The sequence below is a fragment of the Stappia sp. genome (assembly GCF_965276915.1).
In the GTDB taxonomy this organism is placed as follows: Bacteria; Pseudomonadota; Alphaproteobacteria; order Rhizobiales; family Stappiaceae; genus Stappia.
On the sequence record NZ_OZ255709.1, the window covers coordinates 643,827 to 658,439 of the forward strand.

Here is a 14,613-nt window from a genome sequence, read left to right on the forward strand (position 1 = left end):
TTCGGGAGACTTTGCCGGCCGGGCTCAGACGCGCTGGCTGCCCTGGCCGAATTCCGGATAGGCCTCGACGCCGACCTCGACCTTGTCGAGGCCAAGCGCCTCTTCCTCGGGCGTCACGCGAATGCCGATGGTCGACTTCAGCGCCAGCCAGACAACCAGGCTGAAGCCGAAGGTGAAGACGCCATAGGCGGCGATGCCGATGATCTGCACGCCATAGGTCGCGTCGGAGTTCGACAGCGGCACGATCAGCGTGCCCCAGATGCCGGCCACCAGGTGGACCGGGATCGCGCCGACGACATCGTCGATCTTCAGCTTGTCGAGCAGCGGCACGGCGAAGACGACGATCACGCCGCCGACGGCGCCGATGAACACCGCCTGCCACACGGACGGCGCCAGCGGCTCGGCGGTGATCGACACCAGGCCGGCCAGCGCGCCGTTGAGCGCCATGGTCACGTCGACCTTCTTGTACATGATCTGGGTGAGGATCACCGCGACCACGACGCCGGCTGCCGCCGCCATGTTGGTGTTGACGAAGATCCGCGACACGTCGGTGACGTCACCGATGGTGCCCATGGCAAGCTGCGAGGCGCCGTTGAAACCGAACCAGCCGAGCCACAGGATGAACGTGCCGAGCGTGGCGAGCGGCATGGAAGAACCGGGCATCGGATGCACGCCGTTGGCCGTGTACTTGCCGGTACGGGCGCCGAGCACCAGGGCGCCTGCAAGCGCTGCCCAGCCGCCGACCGAATGCACCAGGGTGGAGCCGGCGAAGTCCGAGAAGCCCATGCCGTCGAGCCAGCCCGCGCCCCATTCCCAGGAACCGGCGATCGGATAGATGATGCCGGTCAGGATGACCGTGAAGATGAGGAAGGGCCACAGCTTGATGCGCTCGGCCAGGGTGCCGGAGACGATCGACGCCGTGGTGGCGCAGAACACCATCTGGAAGAACCAGTCGGACGCCGTCGAGTAGCCGGTGTCGAGGGCATTGCCGCCGACCGCATCCATCGCGTAGGGGCCGAAGGAGCCCATGTAGCCGCCGTCGACGCCCGTGTACATGAGGTTGTAGCCGGTGATCCAGAACATCAGGCCGGCGATCGAATAGAGCGTGATGTTCTTCAGGCACTGCATCGACACGTTCTTGGAACGCACCATGCCGGCCTCGAGCATGGCAAAGCCCGCCGCCATCCACATGACCAGGAAGCCGCCGATAAGGAACAGCAGCGTGTTGAAGATATAGGCCGTCTCGGAAGCGAGCGCATATTGCGGCGCCTCTGCAGCGGCCGTCGTGTCCTGGGCGAGAGCCGCACCGGTCGCCGCGAGAAGCGCAAGCGAAGCCGTTCCGGCGATCTTGAAACGAGTATTCATCGTGGTTTCCTCTGCTCGGAATGGATCAAAGCGCGGCGGCGTCGGTTTCGCCGGTGCGGATGCGCTGAACCTGGTCGAGCGCGTAGACGAAGATCTTGCCGTCGCCGATCTGGCCGGTCTTGGCAGCGCCGGCGATGGCCTCGACCACCTTGTCGGCAAGGTCGGAGGCCACGGCGACCTCGATCTTCAGTTTCGGCAGGAAGCTGACGGCATATTCGGTGCCGCGATAGATTTCCGTGTGTCCCTTCTGCCGGCCGTAGCCCTTGACCTCGGTCACGGTCAGCCCCTGGACGCCGAGGCTCGTGAGGGCGTCGCGCACCTCGTCGAGCTTGAACGGCTTGATGATTGCCATCACGATTTTCATGCTCGCTTCCGTTCCTTTCCCTGTTTCGCTTTCACCGGCCCGACGCACCTTCGCGCATCGGTCAGCCGCTGCTGGCTTGTGCCGGCGGACCCCGACGGCAGTGATGCCGCGCAAACGACCGGTCCGGTTAACGCCGCGTTACTGGTATCAAGGAGCGTGCCAACTCATGCTGCGCCGCGAAAAACGCCGCCAAAAGCATCCGGAAATCAGGAATTAAAATAACAAGAACAAAGGCTTGATCGAGGTGCCCGGGACCCGGCGGAGCAGGGTCCGCAGCCGGCATGGGCACTCCTCCGACTGCACAAAAAATAGCCACATCCGGTGACCGAATGTGGCTAAATTATGTGCACATATTTTGTGCAGTTCCGCTCAGGCGCTGAAGCCGCCATCCGCCAGGAACGCCTTCTCGGCGTCGCTCGACACCCGCCCCAGCACCGCGTTGCGGTGCGGGAACCGGCCGAAGCGCCGGATCACGTCGAGATGGATGAGCGCGTAGAGATAGGCTTCCTGCTCGCCATGGCGGCGGAACAGGTCGACGCTGCGTTCCTGCGCCGCCATCTCCTCCGCATGCTCGAACGGCAGGTAGAAGAACGGGCGCGCCTGTTTGGGAAACACCCGGTCGAACCCGGCCTCCACGGCCTTGCCGGCGATCGTGCGGGCGCGCGCGTCGGAGGCGAAGGCCAGCGGATCGCCCCGGTAGATATTCCGGGGGAACTGGTCGAGCAGGAGAAGGAGCGCCAGCGCCCCGTGCGGCGCCTCGGCCCAGTCATCCAGTTCGCCCTCGCGCGCCGCCGCGACCAGCGCGCCGAAGCGGTCACGGATCTCCTCGTCGAACGCATCGCTGCGGGCGAACCATCTGGGCGGGCCTGCCATCCACCAGAAATCGAGAATATCGGTCGCATCGGGCTTGCCGCTGGTCATCGGGGACATATGCTCCTGTCGGGACGTGGTTCGGGAGGCGGATCATTGCATCCCTCGCGGCCCCCGCACAATTCCCGCCGGCGTTCGGAGCGGATCGGGGCGGGAGAAGCGGACGCGAAGACCGGGCCGGAGACCCCCGCATGACGGACGATGTCGATCACGAACTGGACCTGAAGGGGCTGAAATGCCCGCTGCCGGTGCTCAAGACCCGCAAGGCGATGACGGCGATGCGGCCGGGTGCGCGCGTTCGCATCCTGTCGACGGATCCCATGTCGGTGATCGACATTCCCCATTTCTGCCAGGAGGCCGGTCACCGGCTGCTGTCCCGCGAGACGGCGGAAGACGAGGTCCATGTCTTCACGGTGGAGCGCGGCTGAGAGCCTCGCCGCCATCACGCCCGCCCGCGTCAGGCCCCGGCGATCCGGTCCATGGCCCGCGCAAGGCGCAGGTCGAGATCGCTGAGACCGCCGGCATCATGGGTCGTCAGCACCACCTCGACGGTCTTGTAGACATTGAACCATTCCGGATGGTGGTTCATCTTCTCCGCGACCAGCGCTGCCCGCGTCATGAAGCCGAAGGCCTCGTTGAAATCCTTGAAGGTGAAGGTGCGGGCGATCGCGTCACGCCCCTCGACCTCCCGCCATCCGGCAAGCGCGGCAAGGGCATCGGCGCGGGCATCAAGGGCGAGTTTCTCCGTCATGATCTGTCTCCTTGCCTCCGCCCCCGGGGACATCCGGGAGCCACGATGGGAACACGGGCGAGGCGGCAAGACAACCACCGCCGCCGGAAGCGGCAGGACAATCGGCGCCCGGCCCCGGGCCGCAACAAGGGAACCTGCGAGATGACACGCATCCTGTTCGTCTGTCTTGGCAATATCTGCCGTTCGCCGCTGGCCGAGGGCATCCTGCGCGCGATGGCCCGCGACCGGCCGGAGATCGAGGTCGACAGCGCCGGCACCGCCGCCTGGCATGTCGGCAAGGCGCCCGACCCGCGCTCCGTCGCCATCGCCGCGCGCCACGGCATCGACATCTCTTCCTTGCGTGCCCGCCAGGTCTCGCGCGACGACTTCTCCCGCTTCGACCTGATCCTGGCGATGGATGACGCCAACCTGGAGGACTTGCGGGCCATCGCTCCCGTCGGTGCGCGCGCGCAACTGCGCCGGTTCCTGGAGCGGGACGTTCCGGATCCCTATTATGGCGGCGACGACGGCTTCGCCGATGTCCACGCGATGCTCGAACAGGGATGCGCGGCGCTGCTTGCCGAACGCGGGAACGCGACCTGAGCTGCGGCCGTTTGGCCCCGGCTATTCAAAAGCCGCGAACGCATACCTACGTGAAGTGACGGGGGGCGAACGCTTGCGGCGCGCTTTGGGTCGCAGGCGCACCCGATGCCGGAAAGCATCGGCGATACTCGCGAAGGAGACCCGATCATGAGCGGATTGCGTATCGAGCACGACAGCTGGGTGCTGGTGGGAGACGGCGAAAAGGCCCTCTTCTTCCGCAACCAGGGCGATGCCGACTATCCCAACCTCGAGGTTCTCCGGGTCCTGGAACAGGACAACCCGCCGACATCGCAGCAGGGCACCGACGCACCCGGACGGCGCAATGACGGCCCGGGGCCGAACCGCAGCGCGATGGAGCCGACCGACTGGCACACGATCGAGAAGCACCGCTTCGCCGGCAGGATCGCCGCCGTGCTCTACAAGGAAGCCCACAAGGGGCGCTTCTCCAAGCTGGTCGTCGTCGCCCCGCCGATGACGCTTGGTGACCTGCGCAAGGAGTTCCACAAGGAAGTGGCCTCGCGCGTCGTCGCCGAAGTCGACAAGACCCTGACCAAGCATCCGCCGGAGGAAATCGAGCGGATCCTGACCACCAAGAACTGACGGGCAGGAACCGACAGGCAATAACTGACGGGAAAGCCGTCTCAGCCGGCCGGATCGCGTCGCCAGCCATCGGCCAGGCGCACGCGGTCCATGCCGGTGAAGCGGGCCATGCGGGCAAGCTCGGCCTCCAGCCGGGCAAGCCGGCCCTCGCCAAGACGGATGCCGCGTTCCGGCCAGAAGGCGGTCACCAGAAGCTCGCCCTCCGCCCGCCGGCAGATCATGTCGATGCGGCCGATCAGCCGGTCCTTTTCCATGAGCGGATAGACATAGTAGCCATAGGTCCGCTTCGGCGCCGGCACGAAGACCTCGATCCGGTAGAAGAAGCCGAACAGCCGCTCGGCCCGCTTGCGGTCGCGCAGCACCGGATCGAAGGGGCTGAGCGCCCGCACGCGCGCCGGAGGTTCCGGCGCATTGGCGACCAGCGCCTCGATATCGGGACGCGCGAAACTCGCCCGCCGCGGCATGTCCTTGCCGAAATCGATCTCCACCGGCAGGATCGTGCGTCCCTCCTGCGCCGCGCACCAGGCTTTCGCCTCCTCCGGCTTGACCAGGTCGTAGAAGGCGGCGATCTCGCCGGGCGTCGCCACGCCGAGCCGCGCAAGCGCCTCGCGGCAGGCCCAGTCGACGAACTCCGTGTGGCTGACCTCGTGGGAAAAATGCTCGCCGGGAATGACCCGCTCGGCAAGGTCGTAGATCTTGGCGAAATTCTCCCGTGCGGTGACGGCGATCTCGCCGGTGCGCCAGAGATATTCCAGCGCCGTCTTGCCCGGCTGCCAGTTCCACCAGCCCGGCTGCTTGCGCTCCCGCTCGCCGTCGAAATCCCGCCCGCGCGAGGGCCCGTTCTCCACTATATGGTCGCGCACCCGGTCGATCTCGTGGTGAAAATCGCCCCCGTGCCAGTTGGTCCAGCGCGCCTTCAGCCGTTCGCGCTGGCGCTCGAAGCGGTGACGCCAATAGGGCCAGGCGCTTGACGGGATCACCGCCGCGTCATGGGTCCAGTTCTCGAACAGCGCCCGGTCGCGCTCCAGCAGCCGGGTGAGCCCGTTCTCGCGATAGGTCTGGTTGCGCGAGAACAGGATCTGGTGATGGGCGCGGGTGACGGTGTTGATGCTGTCGACCTGGACGAAGCCGAGACGCTCGACCAGGTCGCACAGCGCGTCGCCGCCGACCCGGCGCGCCGGCGGGTCGGACAGTCCCTGCAGGTGCAGGAACACCCGTCGCAGGTCGGAAGCGGCGATCCTCAGCACCATCCCCGCGCTCAGTCCCCGCCCGCCTCGAAGACGACCAGCAGGTCCTTTGCGTCGACCTGCTGTCCGGGCGTCACCAGCACTTCCGCGATGGTGCCCGCGCGGTCCGCATGCAGCGCCGTCTCCATCTTCATCGCCTCGATGGAAACCAGCACGTCGCCGGCGGCAACGCTCTGCCCGCCCTTCACCGCGACCGTGGAGATGACACCCGGCATCGGCGCACCGACATGGGCGGCGTTGCCGGCCTCGGCCTTGCGCCGCACGGCCGCTCCGGCCGCGCCATGCGCCCGGTCCGGCACCTTGATGATGCGCGGCTGGCCGTTCAGCTCGAAGAACACCTTGCGTTCGCCATTCTCGTCCGTTTCGCCAACGGCCTGGGTGCGCACGACCAGCGTCTTGCCCGGCTCCAGGTCGATCATGATCTCCTCGCCGGCCGGCAATCCGTAGAAATAGACCGGCGTCGGCAGCACGCTCACCGGACCGTAGAGATCGCGGGCGGCGGCAAAGTCCGTGAACACCTTCGGATACATGAGGTAGGAGGCAAGGTCCGCGTCGTCGACATCCGTGCCGATTTTCTCCGCGGCTTCCGCGCGGCGGGCCGCAAGATCGTCATCGGCGAGCAGCGAGCCGGGACGCACGGTGATCGGGCTCTCGCCCTTCAGCACCCGCGCCTGAATGTCCCTGGGCCAACCGCCCGGCGACTGGCCGAGATCGCCGCGCATCATCTGCACGACGCTGTCGGGGAAGGCCACGTCCTTGTCCGGCGCCAGCACGTCGGCGACCGAAAGCCCCTGCGCCACCATCATCAGCGCCATGTCGCCGACGACCTTGGAGGACGGCGTCACCTTGACGATGTCGCCGAACATCATGTTGACGTCGTGATAGGCCTGCGCCACCTCGTGCCAGCGGGTCTCCAGGCCGAGCGAACGTGCCTGTTCCTTCAGGTTGGTGAACTGGCCGCCGGGCATCTCGTGCAGGTAGACCTCCGAGGCAGGCGCCTTGAGATCGCTCTCGAAGGCCCGATACTGGGCCCGCACCGCTTCCCAGTAGAAGGAAATCTCGCGGATCACCTTCGGGTCGAGCCCGGTGTCGCGCGGCCCGTCGCGAAGCGCGGCCGCAAGCGAGCCCAGCGCCGGCTGCGAGGTGAGGCCCGAGAAGGCGTCCATCGCGGCGTCGACCGCGTCGACCCCGGCCTCGACGGCGGCCAGCACTGTCGCCGCGGAAATGCCCGATGTGTCATGCGTGTGAAAGTGGATCGGCAGGCCGACCTCGCGCTTCAGCGCGGTGAACAGCTGCCGCGCCGCCTCCGGCTTCATCAGCCCGGCCATGTCCTTGACGCCGAGGATGTGGCAGCCGGCGCGTTCAAGCTCCTTCGCCAGCCGGACATAATAGGCAAGGTCGTATTTCGGCCGGGCGCTGTCATTGAGATCGCCGGTGTAGCAGATCGTCCCCTCGCACAGCTTGTCCGCCTCGATCACCGCGTCGAGCGAGACGCGCATGTTCTCCACCCAGTTGAGGCAGTCGAAGACGCGGAAGAGATCGACGCCGTTCTCCGCCGCGCGGGCGACGAAGTCGCGCACCACATTGTCCGGATAATTGGCGTAGCCGACGCCATTGGCGCCGCGCAGGAGCATCTGCAGCAGGATATTGGGTGCCCGCTCGCGCACCATTCGCAGCCGCTCCCAGGGATCCTCGGTGAGGAAACGCATGGCGACGTCGAACGTCGCCCCGCCCCAGCATTCAAGCGAGAAGAGCTGCGGCAACCCGCGCGAATAGGCCTCCGCCACCGCCGCGATATCGAAGGTGCGCATGCGGGTGGCGAGCAGCGACTGGTGGGCATCGCGCATGGTCGTGTCGGTAACGAGCGTGCGGCGCTCCGCCTTCATCCAGTCGGCAAACCCCGACGGCCCGAGCTCATCGAGAAGCTGCCGGGTGCCCTTCTTCGTCTCGCCCGCATAGACCGGGGCGAGCGGCACCGGCGCATCCTGCGCCGGGCGCGGCCGCGTCTTGGTCTCCGGATGGCCATTGACGGTGACGTCCGCGATATAGGTCAGGAGCTTGGTCGCCCGGTCGCGGCGCGTGACCTGCTCGAACAGGGCCGGCGTCTCGTCGATGAAGCGCGTGGTGTAGCTGTTCGCCCGGAAATCGGGATGGCCGATGACGTTTTCCAGGAAGACGAGATTGGTGGCAACGCCGCGGATGCGGAACTCGCGCAACGCCCGGTCCATCCGCTGCGCCGCCTCTTCGGCCGACGGCGCCCAGGCCGTCACCTTCTCCAGCAGCGGATCGTAGAAGCGGGTGATCACCGCGCCCGAATAGGCGGTGCCCCCGTCAAGCCGGATGCCGAACCCGGTGGCGCCGCGATAGGCGGTGATGCGGCCATAATCGGGAATGAAATTCTGCTCCGGATCCTCGGTGGTGATCCGGCACTGCAGGGCATGGCCGTTGAGGCGGATGTCGCCCTGCGCCGGCACGCCCGAGCCGGCATCGCCGATCATTGCGCCGGCGGCGATGCGGATCTGCGCCTTGACGATGTCGATGCCGGTGACTTCCTCCGTCACCGTGTGCTCGACCTGGACGCGCGGATTGACCTCGATGAAATAGAAGTCGCCGGTATCGGCATCCATCAGGAATTCGACCGTGCCGGCGCCGCGATAGTCCGACGCCCGGCCGATCTTCAGGCCGTATTCGCTGATCCGCGTGCGCTGCTCGGCCGACAGATACGGGGCCGGTGCGCGCTCCACCACCTTCTGGTGGCGGCGCTGGATGGAGCAGTCGCGCTCGAACAGGTGGACGAGATTGCCATGCGCGTCGCCGAGGATCTGCACTTCCACGTGGCGGGCGCGCTCGACAAGCTTTTCCAGATAGATCTCGTCCTTGCCGAAGGCGGCCTTCGCCTCGCGCTTGGCCGCGTCGACATCGCGGATGAGCGTCTCCTCGTCGCGGATGACGCGCATGCCGCGACCGCCACCGCCCCAGGAGGCCTTGAGCATCACCGGATAGCCGATGGCGGCGGCCTGCCGGCGAACTTCCGTCATGTCGTCGGGCAGCGGGTCGGTCGCCGGCATCACCGGAACGCCGGCCTCGATCGCCAGGTTGCGCGCCGCCACCTTGTTGCCGAGCCGGCGCATCGTGTCCGGTGACGGGCCGATGAAGATGACGCCGGCCTCGGCGCAGGCCTCGGCGAATTCGGGGCTTTCGGAGAGAAAGCCGTAGCCGGGATGGATGGCGTCGACACCTGCCGCCTTGGCCACCCGCATGATTTCGGGGATCGACAGATAGGCTTCGATCGGACCGAGCGGTTCGGCGAGATGCGGCCCGCGTCCGATCTGGTACGCCTCGTCCGCCTTGAACCGGTGCAGCGCCAGCTTGTCCTGCTCGGCATAGACTGCAACCGTACGCATGCCCAGTTCGTTCGCCGCACGGAAAATACGGATCGCGATCTCGGACCGGTTGGCGACGAGTATCTTGCGAATGGCCAAAAGCATCCCTCCTCAAACTGCCGGCGGAACACCTCCCCGCCAGTGCCTTTGCGTCACCGCCTTCTAACGGCCAGATCCCCGAATGGGAAGGCGGCAACGGGCAGTCACGGCCATAGGCAGGTCCACCGCCCCTATCGGCGTGCCAGAATGGCACGGACAGGTAAACCCGTTATGCGAGCTTGCAAAACCATGTTGCGGAACGCTTCACGATAAGGCGCCTGAGCGGCAGGGAAGCACAATATCTCGATGGAACAAAACAAAAACATCGTCGCGTCAGCGATTCGGACAGGCTTCGTTCCCGGTTTCGCCGAAACGTTAACGCGATCTGTAAAAATCAATTCACCCGGTTAATCTTATCGCAAGGATCCGCCGGATCGGCGCAATCGGGCGAATCGGCGGCGACGTACGGCCAAGATATTGAGCCGATTCACGATTTCGCTACACCGACAGGCCAGGACACAACATGTCGTAGGGAACGAAACCTGAATCCGCACAGGTCGTCGATTCGGTCCGGCTTTGTTCAGGACTCGTTCTGTTCTCTCTCCGAAACCGCGTCCCGCAAGCCGGAATCCCGTTCGGCAACGCACCGATTCGCCAAGGGCGGCCCGGGATCGCCGGTGCCCGCCAGAGTTGCGGAGCGCCGCAAAAGAGGGCGCGACAGCGCGGCGCTGTCTGTGCTACCAGACAAGGCATTGTTCGCCGGCAATGCCAAGGCCCGCCGGCACATCCCAGCGATCCGCCGCATCCTCCCGCGCCGGACCGTGTATCGCCGTCGCCAGGAACCGCACAGCGTCGTCGCCAGACAATGGTCCAATCCTCACGTTCGCAGCCCCTTTCGGAGCAGGCCTTCCCTGCGCAGTTGCCGCCATCCGTGCGTGCGCGGACGGTGACGGCCGTTCTCGGGCCGACCAACACCGGCAAGACGCATCTCGCCATCGAACGCATGATCGCCCGCGAAAGCGGCATTATCGGCCTGCCGCTGCGCCTTTTGGCGCGCGAGGTCTATGGCCGCATCGTCGCGCGCATCGGCGAGGAGAAGGTGGCGCTGGTCACCGGCGAGGAAAAGATCATTCCCGCCGGCGCCCGCTACTGGGTGTCGACGGTAGAGGCGATGCCGCTGGACCTGCGGGCCGACTTCGTCGCCATCGACGAGGTCCAGCTTGCCGGCGACCTGGAGCGCGGCCACGTCTTCACCGACCGCATCCTCAACATGCGTGGCACGCTGGAGACGCTGCTGCTCGGCTCGGCAACGGCCCGCCCGCTGCTGGAACGCCTGCTGCCGGGCCTCAACGTGGTGACGCGCCCGCGCATGTCGATGCTGACCTATTCGGGGCAGAAGAAGATCACCCGCCTGCCGGCGCGCTCGGCCGTCGTCGCCTTCTCCTCATCCGAGGTCTATGCGATCGCCGAGCTGATTCGCCGCCAGCACGGCGGTGCCGCGGTGGTGCTCGGCTCGCTCAGCCCGCGCACCCGCAACGCCCAGGTGGAGCTGTTCCAGAACGGCGACGTCGAGCATCTGATCGCCACGGATGCGATCGGCATGGGGCTCAACCTCGATGTCGACCACATCGCCTTCGCCGGCATCCGCAAGTTCGACGGCTACCAGTACCGGATGCTGACGCCGGCCGAGATGGGCCAGATCGGCGGCCGCGCCGGCCGGCACACGCGTGACGGCACCTTTGGCGTCACGGGCCGCGTCGACCCGTTCGACGACGAACTTGTGGAAGCGCTGGAAGCGCACCGTTTCGACGCACTCAGGGTCTTGCAGTGGCGCAACCGGGCGCTCGACTTTTCGCAGATCGAGACGCTGCGCCGCTCGCTCGACGAGCCGCCGCGCGAACAGGGCCTCACCCGCTCGCCGCCCTCGGCCGACGAAACCGCATTCGACCATGCCGTGCGGGACGAGGCGATCCGCCGCGTGACCACCACGGCGGAGCGGGTGCGCCTGCTCTGGGACGTTTGCCAGGTGCCCGACTACCGCAAGATCGCGCCGGCCAACCATGCCGACCTGATCGCCGGAATCTATGGCCACCTGACCCGTGACGGCACCGTCCCCGACGACTGGTTTGCCCGCCAGGTGGCCTATGCCGACCGCGTCGACGGAGACATCGACACCCTGTCCAACCGGATGGCGCACATCCGCACCTGGACCTTTGTTGCCAACCGCAGCGACTGGCTTGCGGATCCCGCCCATTGGCAAGGCGTGACGCGCGGCGTAGAAGACCGTCTGTCGGATGCCTTGCACGAGAGGCTGACACAGCGCTTCGTCGACCGACGGACCAGCGTATTGATGCGACGGCTGAGAGAGAATGCGATGCTTGAAGCGGAAATCACATCGGCAGGAGACGTGCTTGTCGAAGGACAGCATGTCGGCCAGTTGCAGGGCTTCCGCTTTGCGCCGGACCCGGCCGCGGACGGACTGGACGTCAAGGCCTTGCGCGCGGCTGCGCAAAAGGCACTGGCAAGCGAGCTGACCCAGCGCGCCGACAGGCTGTCGCGCAGTCCCAACGAGGACTTCGCGCTCGCTTCCGACGGCGCGTTGCGCTGGCACGGCGAGATCGTCGCCCGCGTCATCACCGGCGAGAACGTGTTGGCGCCCGCCCTCGTCCTGCTCTGCGAAGAGACGCTGGAACCGGCCGACCGGGACAAGGTCGACCAGCGGCTGACCCTCTGGCTGAAGACCCATGTCGACACGGCGCTGAAGCCGCTTCGCGACCTGGAGGCCGGCGAGGGGCTCGAGGGGCTCGCCCGCGGCGTTGCCTTCCGTCTGGTGGAAGCGCTCGGCATTCTCGAACGCGCCGAGATCGGCGAGGACGTGCGCCAGCTCGACCAGACCATGCGGGCGGGCCTGCGCCGCCTCGGCGTGCGCTTCGGCGCCTACCACATCTTCGTGCCGGCTTTGCTGAAGCCGGCCCCGAGCCGGTTGCTGGCGCAGCTCTGGGCGCTGAAACACGGCACCCCGGACATGCCGGGCCTTGCCGAGCTGCCGCAGCTCTCGGCTTCCGGGCGAACCTCGATCACCGTCGATCCGGAGATCTCGAAGGATCTCTACAAGGTCGTCGGCTTCCGCGTCTGCGGGCCCCGCGCGGTGCGTATCGACATTCTTGAGCGCCTCGCCGACCTGATCCGGCCGCTGCTCTCCTGGAAGCCGCTCGACGCCAGCGTCGAGCCGCCGGAAGGGGCGATTGCCGAAGGCGGCGGCTTCACGGTCACCGTGGCGATGACCTCGCTGCTCGGTTGCGCCGGCGAGGACTTCTCCGCCGTGCTGAAATCGCTCGGATACCGGGTCGAGGCCCGCGAGATCCAGCGCCCGGCACCGGTCGAGACCGCTGCCGCGGCTGCCAGTGACCCCGCACAGCCCGAGACGGTCGCGCCCGTTGCCGCCGAGCCTCTGGCCGACGCGCCGGTCGCCCCTGTCGTCGCCCCGGAGGCCGTCGCCCCAGAGGCCGTCGCTTCGGAGGCCGTTGCATCGGAGGCCGCCACTGCGGAACTCCCCGTCGGGGAGACCACCGCGGCGGAAACCGCCGTCGCCGAGACCGCGCACGAGGTGTCGCCCGAAACCGGCCCCGAGGTCGTTTCCGCGCAGGACGAACAGGGCGCCTCCGTCGAGGCCGGGACCCCGGAAGCGGTTTCGCAGACCGATGGCACGGACGCCGCCGGGGAGATCGCATCCGGGACGGAAAACGCATCCCCGACCACCGAAGCCGCCCCCGAAACCGCGCCCGACGTGGTCATGGAGACCGTCACGATCGAGATCTGGCGTCCGGGTCGTCGCGACCGGCGCCCCCAGGCACCCGGCCAGCGGACGCGGCGCGGCGGCGATGCCGAGCGGGAGGGTGAAAGCCAGCCCCGGGGTGCGGGCAAGGGACGCGGTCATGGCAAGGGCGGCAACCGCCAGCATGGCCGGCCGGATCAGGCCCGTCCGGAACAGGGGCGCGGCGGCGACCAGCGCGGTGCGCCGCGCGGGGCCAAGGGTCCCGGCAATCGCGGCGAGCGACCAAGGCCGGAGGGCAACAGGCCCGACGGGAACCGGGGACGCGGACCGAAGCCGGAACGCGCGATCGATCCGGATTCGCCCTTTGCCAAGCTGGCTGCCCTGAAGGCAGATCTCGAGAAGAAGCCCGGCGAAAAGAAACCCAAGACCTGACGGCCGCGCTCCGCCTCCGTCGGAGCCGGCAACTCCGGAGCGCGGAGGTGCGAGAACGTTGAGCGACGACGATCCCGGCACGAAGGCGGATGCGCTGCCCGGCGCGGCGCACGGGCCACCCCAACGTCTCGACAAGTGGCTGTGGTTCGCCCGCATCGTCAAGTCGCGCAGCCTGGCACAGAAACTGGTCGGCGGCGGGCATGTGCGCGTCAATCGCGACAAGACGACAGCGCCTGCCAAGCTGGTGCGGGCCGGAGACGTGTTGACCATCGTCGTCGCCGACCACGTGCGGCTGCTCAAGGTACGGGCACCGGGCGTCAGGCGCGGGCCGGCACCGGAAGCCCAGCAGCTCTACGAGGACCTGCAGCCCCGCCCGGATCCCTCCGCCGAACCGGACCCGCAGGGCGTCGCGGCGCCCGCCGGAAGCACAGGTGCGATGATTGGCGCCGACCTGCCGGCCCCCGCCCGGCGCGAGCCCGGCAGCGGCCGTCCGACCAAGCGGGAACGGCGCGAACTCGACCGGTTGCGCGGCGACGAGTAGGAAACGACACCGCAATTTGCCGCCGCGCATCGCACGAGACCGTGCTCGCGCCCTCCCGGCGCAAGAGAAAATTGTTCTCCGGGCACTATGATTGACAACATATTCCGAACTTGAAGCATGCCGGCAAACCCGTTACGCAGTTTCAACGACCCGCCCGGATGCCAGACCGCCGCGCCCGCCTTCCACGCCGCGCAACGGACCGATCTCCAGGCCAGAACTGTGTTGGGCACCGTTCGCCTGCCGGCTTCCGGCGGTGGAATGACTGCCGCGAGAGGACTGCGATGACCTATATCGTCACGGACAACTGCATCAAGTGCAAGTACACGGATTGCGTCGAAGTCTGTCCGGTCGACTGCTTCTATGAAGGCGAGAACATGCTCGTCATTCATCCCGACGAATGCATCGATTGCGGCGTCTGCGAGCCGGAATGCCCGGCCGACGCGATCAAGCCCGACACGGAGCCGGGTCTCGAGAAATGGCTCGAGATCAACACCGAATACGCGTCGAAATGGCCGAACATCACGGTCAAGAAGGACCAGCTGCCCGACGCCGAAGAGTTCGACGGCAAGCAGAACAAGTACGAAGAGTATTTTTCGGTCGAGCCGGGCAGCGGCGACTGAGACCGACGGGCCGGTCCGGGCGCCCGGCGCCAATCCCCGCGCGC

13 protein-coding genes are annotated in these 14,613 nt (G+C 67.1%); 6 read left to right on the top strand and 7 right to left on the bottom strand.

The window, feature by feature from the left end; genetic code table 11:
* Nucleotides 1-24: 24 nt before the first annotated feature.
* The 3 genes from ACQY46_RS02970 to ACQY46_RS02980 form a co-directional block, all read right to left on the bottom strand.
* On the bottom strand, nucleotides 25-1,365 hold the full coding sequence (locus ACQY46_RS02970) for an ammonium transporter (RefSeq protein WP_428698826.1): 1,341 nt from the start codon (nucleotides 1,363-1,365) through the stop codon (nucleotides 25-27).
* A gap of 25 nt (nucleotides 1,366-1,390) precedes the next feature.
* Nucleotides 1,391-1,729, bottom strand: coding sequence for a P-II family nitrogen regulator (locus tag ACQY46_RS02975; RefSeq protein WP_428698827.1), 339 nt, complete (start codon nucleotides 1,727-1,729; stop codon nucleotides 1,391-1,393).
* Between the two features lie 369 nt (nucleotides 1,730-2,098).
* Nucleotides 2,099-2,650 carry a DUF924 family protein gene (locus ACQY46_RS02980; protein ID WP_428698828.1) on the bottom strand — a complete coding sequence of 184 codons (552 nt, stop codon included), beginning with the start codon at nucleotides 2,648-2,650 and terminating at the stop codon, nucleotides 2,099-2,101.
* 140 nt (nucleotides 2,651-2,790) lie between these two features.
* Between ACQY46_RS02980 and ACQY46_RS02985 the strand changes: the two genes are divergently transcribed.
* Entirely contained in the window at nucleotides 2,791-3,027 is a 237-nt protein-coding gene (locus ACQY46_RS02985) for a sulfurtransferase TusA family protein (RefSeq protein ID WP_428698829.1), read from the top strand.
* Between the two features lie 29 nt (nucleotides 3,028-3,056).
* Here the strand turns inward: ACQY46_RS02985 and ACQY46_RS02990 are convergent, their stop codons facing one another.
* A complete protein-coding gene (locus tag ACQY46_RS02990) occupies nucleotides 3,057-3,350 on the bottom strand; it encodes a 4a-hydroxytetrahydrobiopterin dehydratase (protein ID WP_428698830.1) in 294 nt (97 codons plus the stop codon).
* 141 nt (nucleotides 3,351-3,491) lie between these two features.
* On the opposite strand from ACQY46_RS02990, the gene ACQY46_RS02995 reads away from it, so the two are divergent.
* On the top strand, nucleotides 3,492-3,932 hold the full coding sequence (locus ACQY46_RS02995; protein ID WP_428698831.1) for a low molecular weight protein-tyrosine-phosphatase: 441 nt from the start codon (nucleotides 3,492-3,494) through the stop codon (nucleotides 3,930-3,932).
* Between the two features lie 147 nt (nucleotides 3,933-4,079).
* Nucleotides 4,080-4,532: a host attachment protein gene (locus tag ACQY46_RS03000; protein WP_428698832.1), complete on the top strand. Its 453-nt coding sequence runs from the start codon at nucleotides 4,080-4,082 to the stop codon at nucleotides 4,530-4,532.
* 41 nt (nucleotides 4,533-4,573) lie between these two features.
* Here ACQY46_RS03000 and ACQY46_RS03005 read toward each other — a convergent pair whose 3' ends face one another.
* The 3 genes from ACQY46_RS03005 to ACQY46_RS03015 form a co-directional block, all read right to left on the bottom strand.
* Complete coding sequence (locus ACQY46_RS03005; RefSeq protein WP_428698833.1) at nucleotides 4,574-5,782, bottom strand: winged helix-turn-helix domain-containing protein; 1,209 nt, start codon at nucleotides 5,780-5,782, stop codon at nucleotides 4,574-4,576.
* 8 nt (nucleotides 5,783-5,790) lie between these two features.
* A complete protein-coding gene (gene pyc / locus ACQY46_RS03010) occupies nucleotides 5,791-9,267 on the bottom strand; it encodes a pyruvate carboxylase (RefSeq protein WP_428698834.1) in 3,477 nt (1,158 codons plus the stop codon).
* A 671-nt stretch (nucleotides 9,268-9,938) separates the two neighbouring features.
* Nucleotides 9,939-10,067 carry a hypothetical protein gene (locus tag ACQY46_RS03015; RefSeq protein WP_428698835.1) on the bottom strand — a complete coding sequence of 43 codons (129 nt, stop codon included), beginning with the start codon at nucleotides 10,065-10,067 and terminating at the stop codon, nucleotides 9,939-9,941.
* Here ACQY46_RS03015 and ACQY46_RS03020 point away from each other — a divergent pair.
* From ACQY46_RS03020 to fdxA, 3 genes are all read left to right on the top strand, one after another.
* Nucleotides 10,067-13,408: a helicase-related protein gene (locus tag ACQY46_RS03020; protein WP_428698836.1), complete on the top strand. Its 3,342-nt coding sequence runs from the start codon at nucleotides 10,067-10,069 to the stop codon at nucleotides 13,406-13,408. The two genes, ACQY46_RS03015 and ACQY46_RS03020, sit on opposite strands and share 1 nt — an antisense overlap.
* A 58-nt stretch (nucleotides 13,409-13,466) precedes the next feature.
* A complete protein-coding gene (locus ACQY46_RS03025) occupies nucleotides 13,467-13,949 on the top strand; it encodes an RNA-binding S4 domain-containing protein (protein WP_428698837.1) in 483 nt (160 codons plus the stop codon).
* A gap of 281 nt (nucleotides 13,950-14,230) precedes the next feature.
* Nucleotides 14,231-14,569 (top strand): ferredoxin FdxA, encoded by a 339-nt coding sequence (fdxA, locus tag ACQY46_RS03030; protein WP_428698838.1) that lies wholly within the window; start codon nucleotides 14,231-14,233, stop codon nucleotides 14,567-14,569.
* The last annotated feature ends 44 nt before the right edge of the window (nucleotides 14,570-14,613 follow it).

Excerpts from the sequence above, each read along its gene's own strand:
- ACQY46_RS02970 (WP_428698826.1), bottom strand. The coding sequence starts at position 1,365 with ATGAATACTCGTTTCAAGATCGCCGGAACGGCTTCGCTTGCGCTTCTC.
- ACQY46_RS02975 (WP_428698827.1), bottom strand. The coding sequence starts at position 1,729 with ATGAAAATCGTGATGGCAATCATCAAGCCGTTCAAGCTCGACGAGGTG.
- ACQY46_RS02980 (WP_428698828.1), bottom strand. The coding sequence starts at position 2,650 with ATGACCAGCGGCAAGCCCGATGCGACCGATATTCTCGATTTCTGGTGG.
- ACQY46_RS02985 (WP_428698829.1), top strand. The coding sequence starts at position 2,791 with ATGACGGACGATGTCGATCACGAACTGGACCTGAAGGGGCTGAAATGC.
- ACQY46_RS02990 (WP_428698830.1), bottom strand. The coding sequence starts at position 3,350 with ATGACGGAGAAACTCGCCCTTGATGCCCGCGCCGATGCCCTTGCCGCG.
- ACQY46_RS02995 (WP_428698831.1), top strand. The coding sequence starts at position 3,492 with ATGACACGCATCCTGTTCGTCTGTCTTGGCAATATCTGCCGTTCGCCG.
- ACQY46_RS03000 (WP_428698832.1), top strand. The coding sequence starts at position 4,080 with ATGAGCGGATTGCGTATCGAGCACGACAGCTGGGTGCTGGTGGGAGAC.
- ACQY46_RS03005 (WP_428698833.1), bottom strand. The coding sequence starts at position 5,782 with ATGGTGCTGAGGATCGCCGCTTCCGACCTGCGACGGGTGTTCCTGCAC.
- pyc (WP_428698834.1), bottom strand. The coding sequence starts at position 9,267 with ATGCTTTTGGCCATTCGCAAGATACTCGTCGCCAACCGGTCCGAGATC.
- ACQY46_RS03020 (WP_428698836.1), top strand. The coding sequence starts at position 10,067 with ATGGTCCAATCCTCACGTTCGCAGCCCCTTTCGGAGCAGGCCTTCCCT.
- fdxA (WP_428698838.1), top strand. The coding sequence starts at position 14,231 with ATGACCTATATCGTCACGGACAACTGCATCAAGTGCAAGTACACGGAT.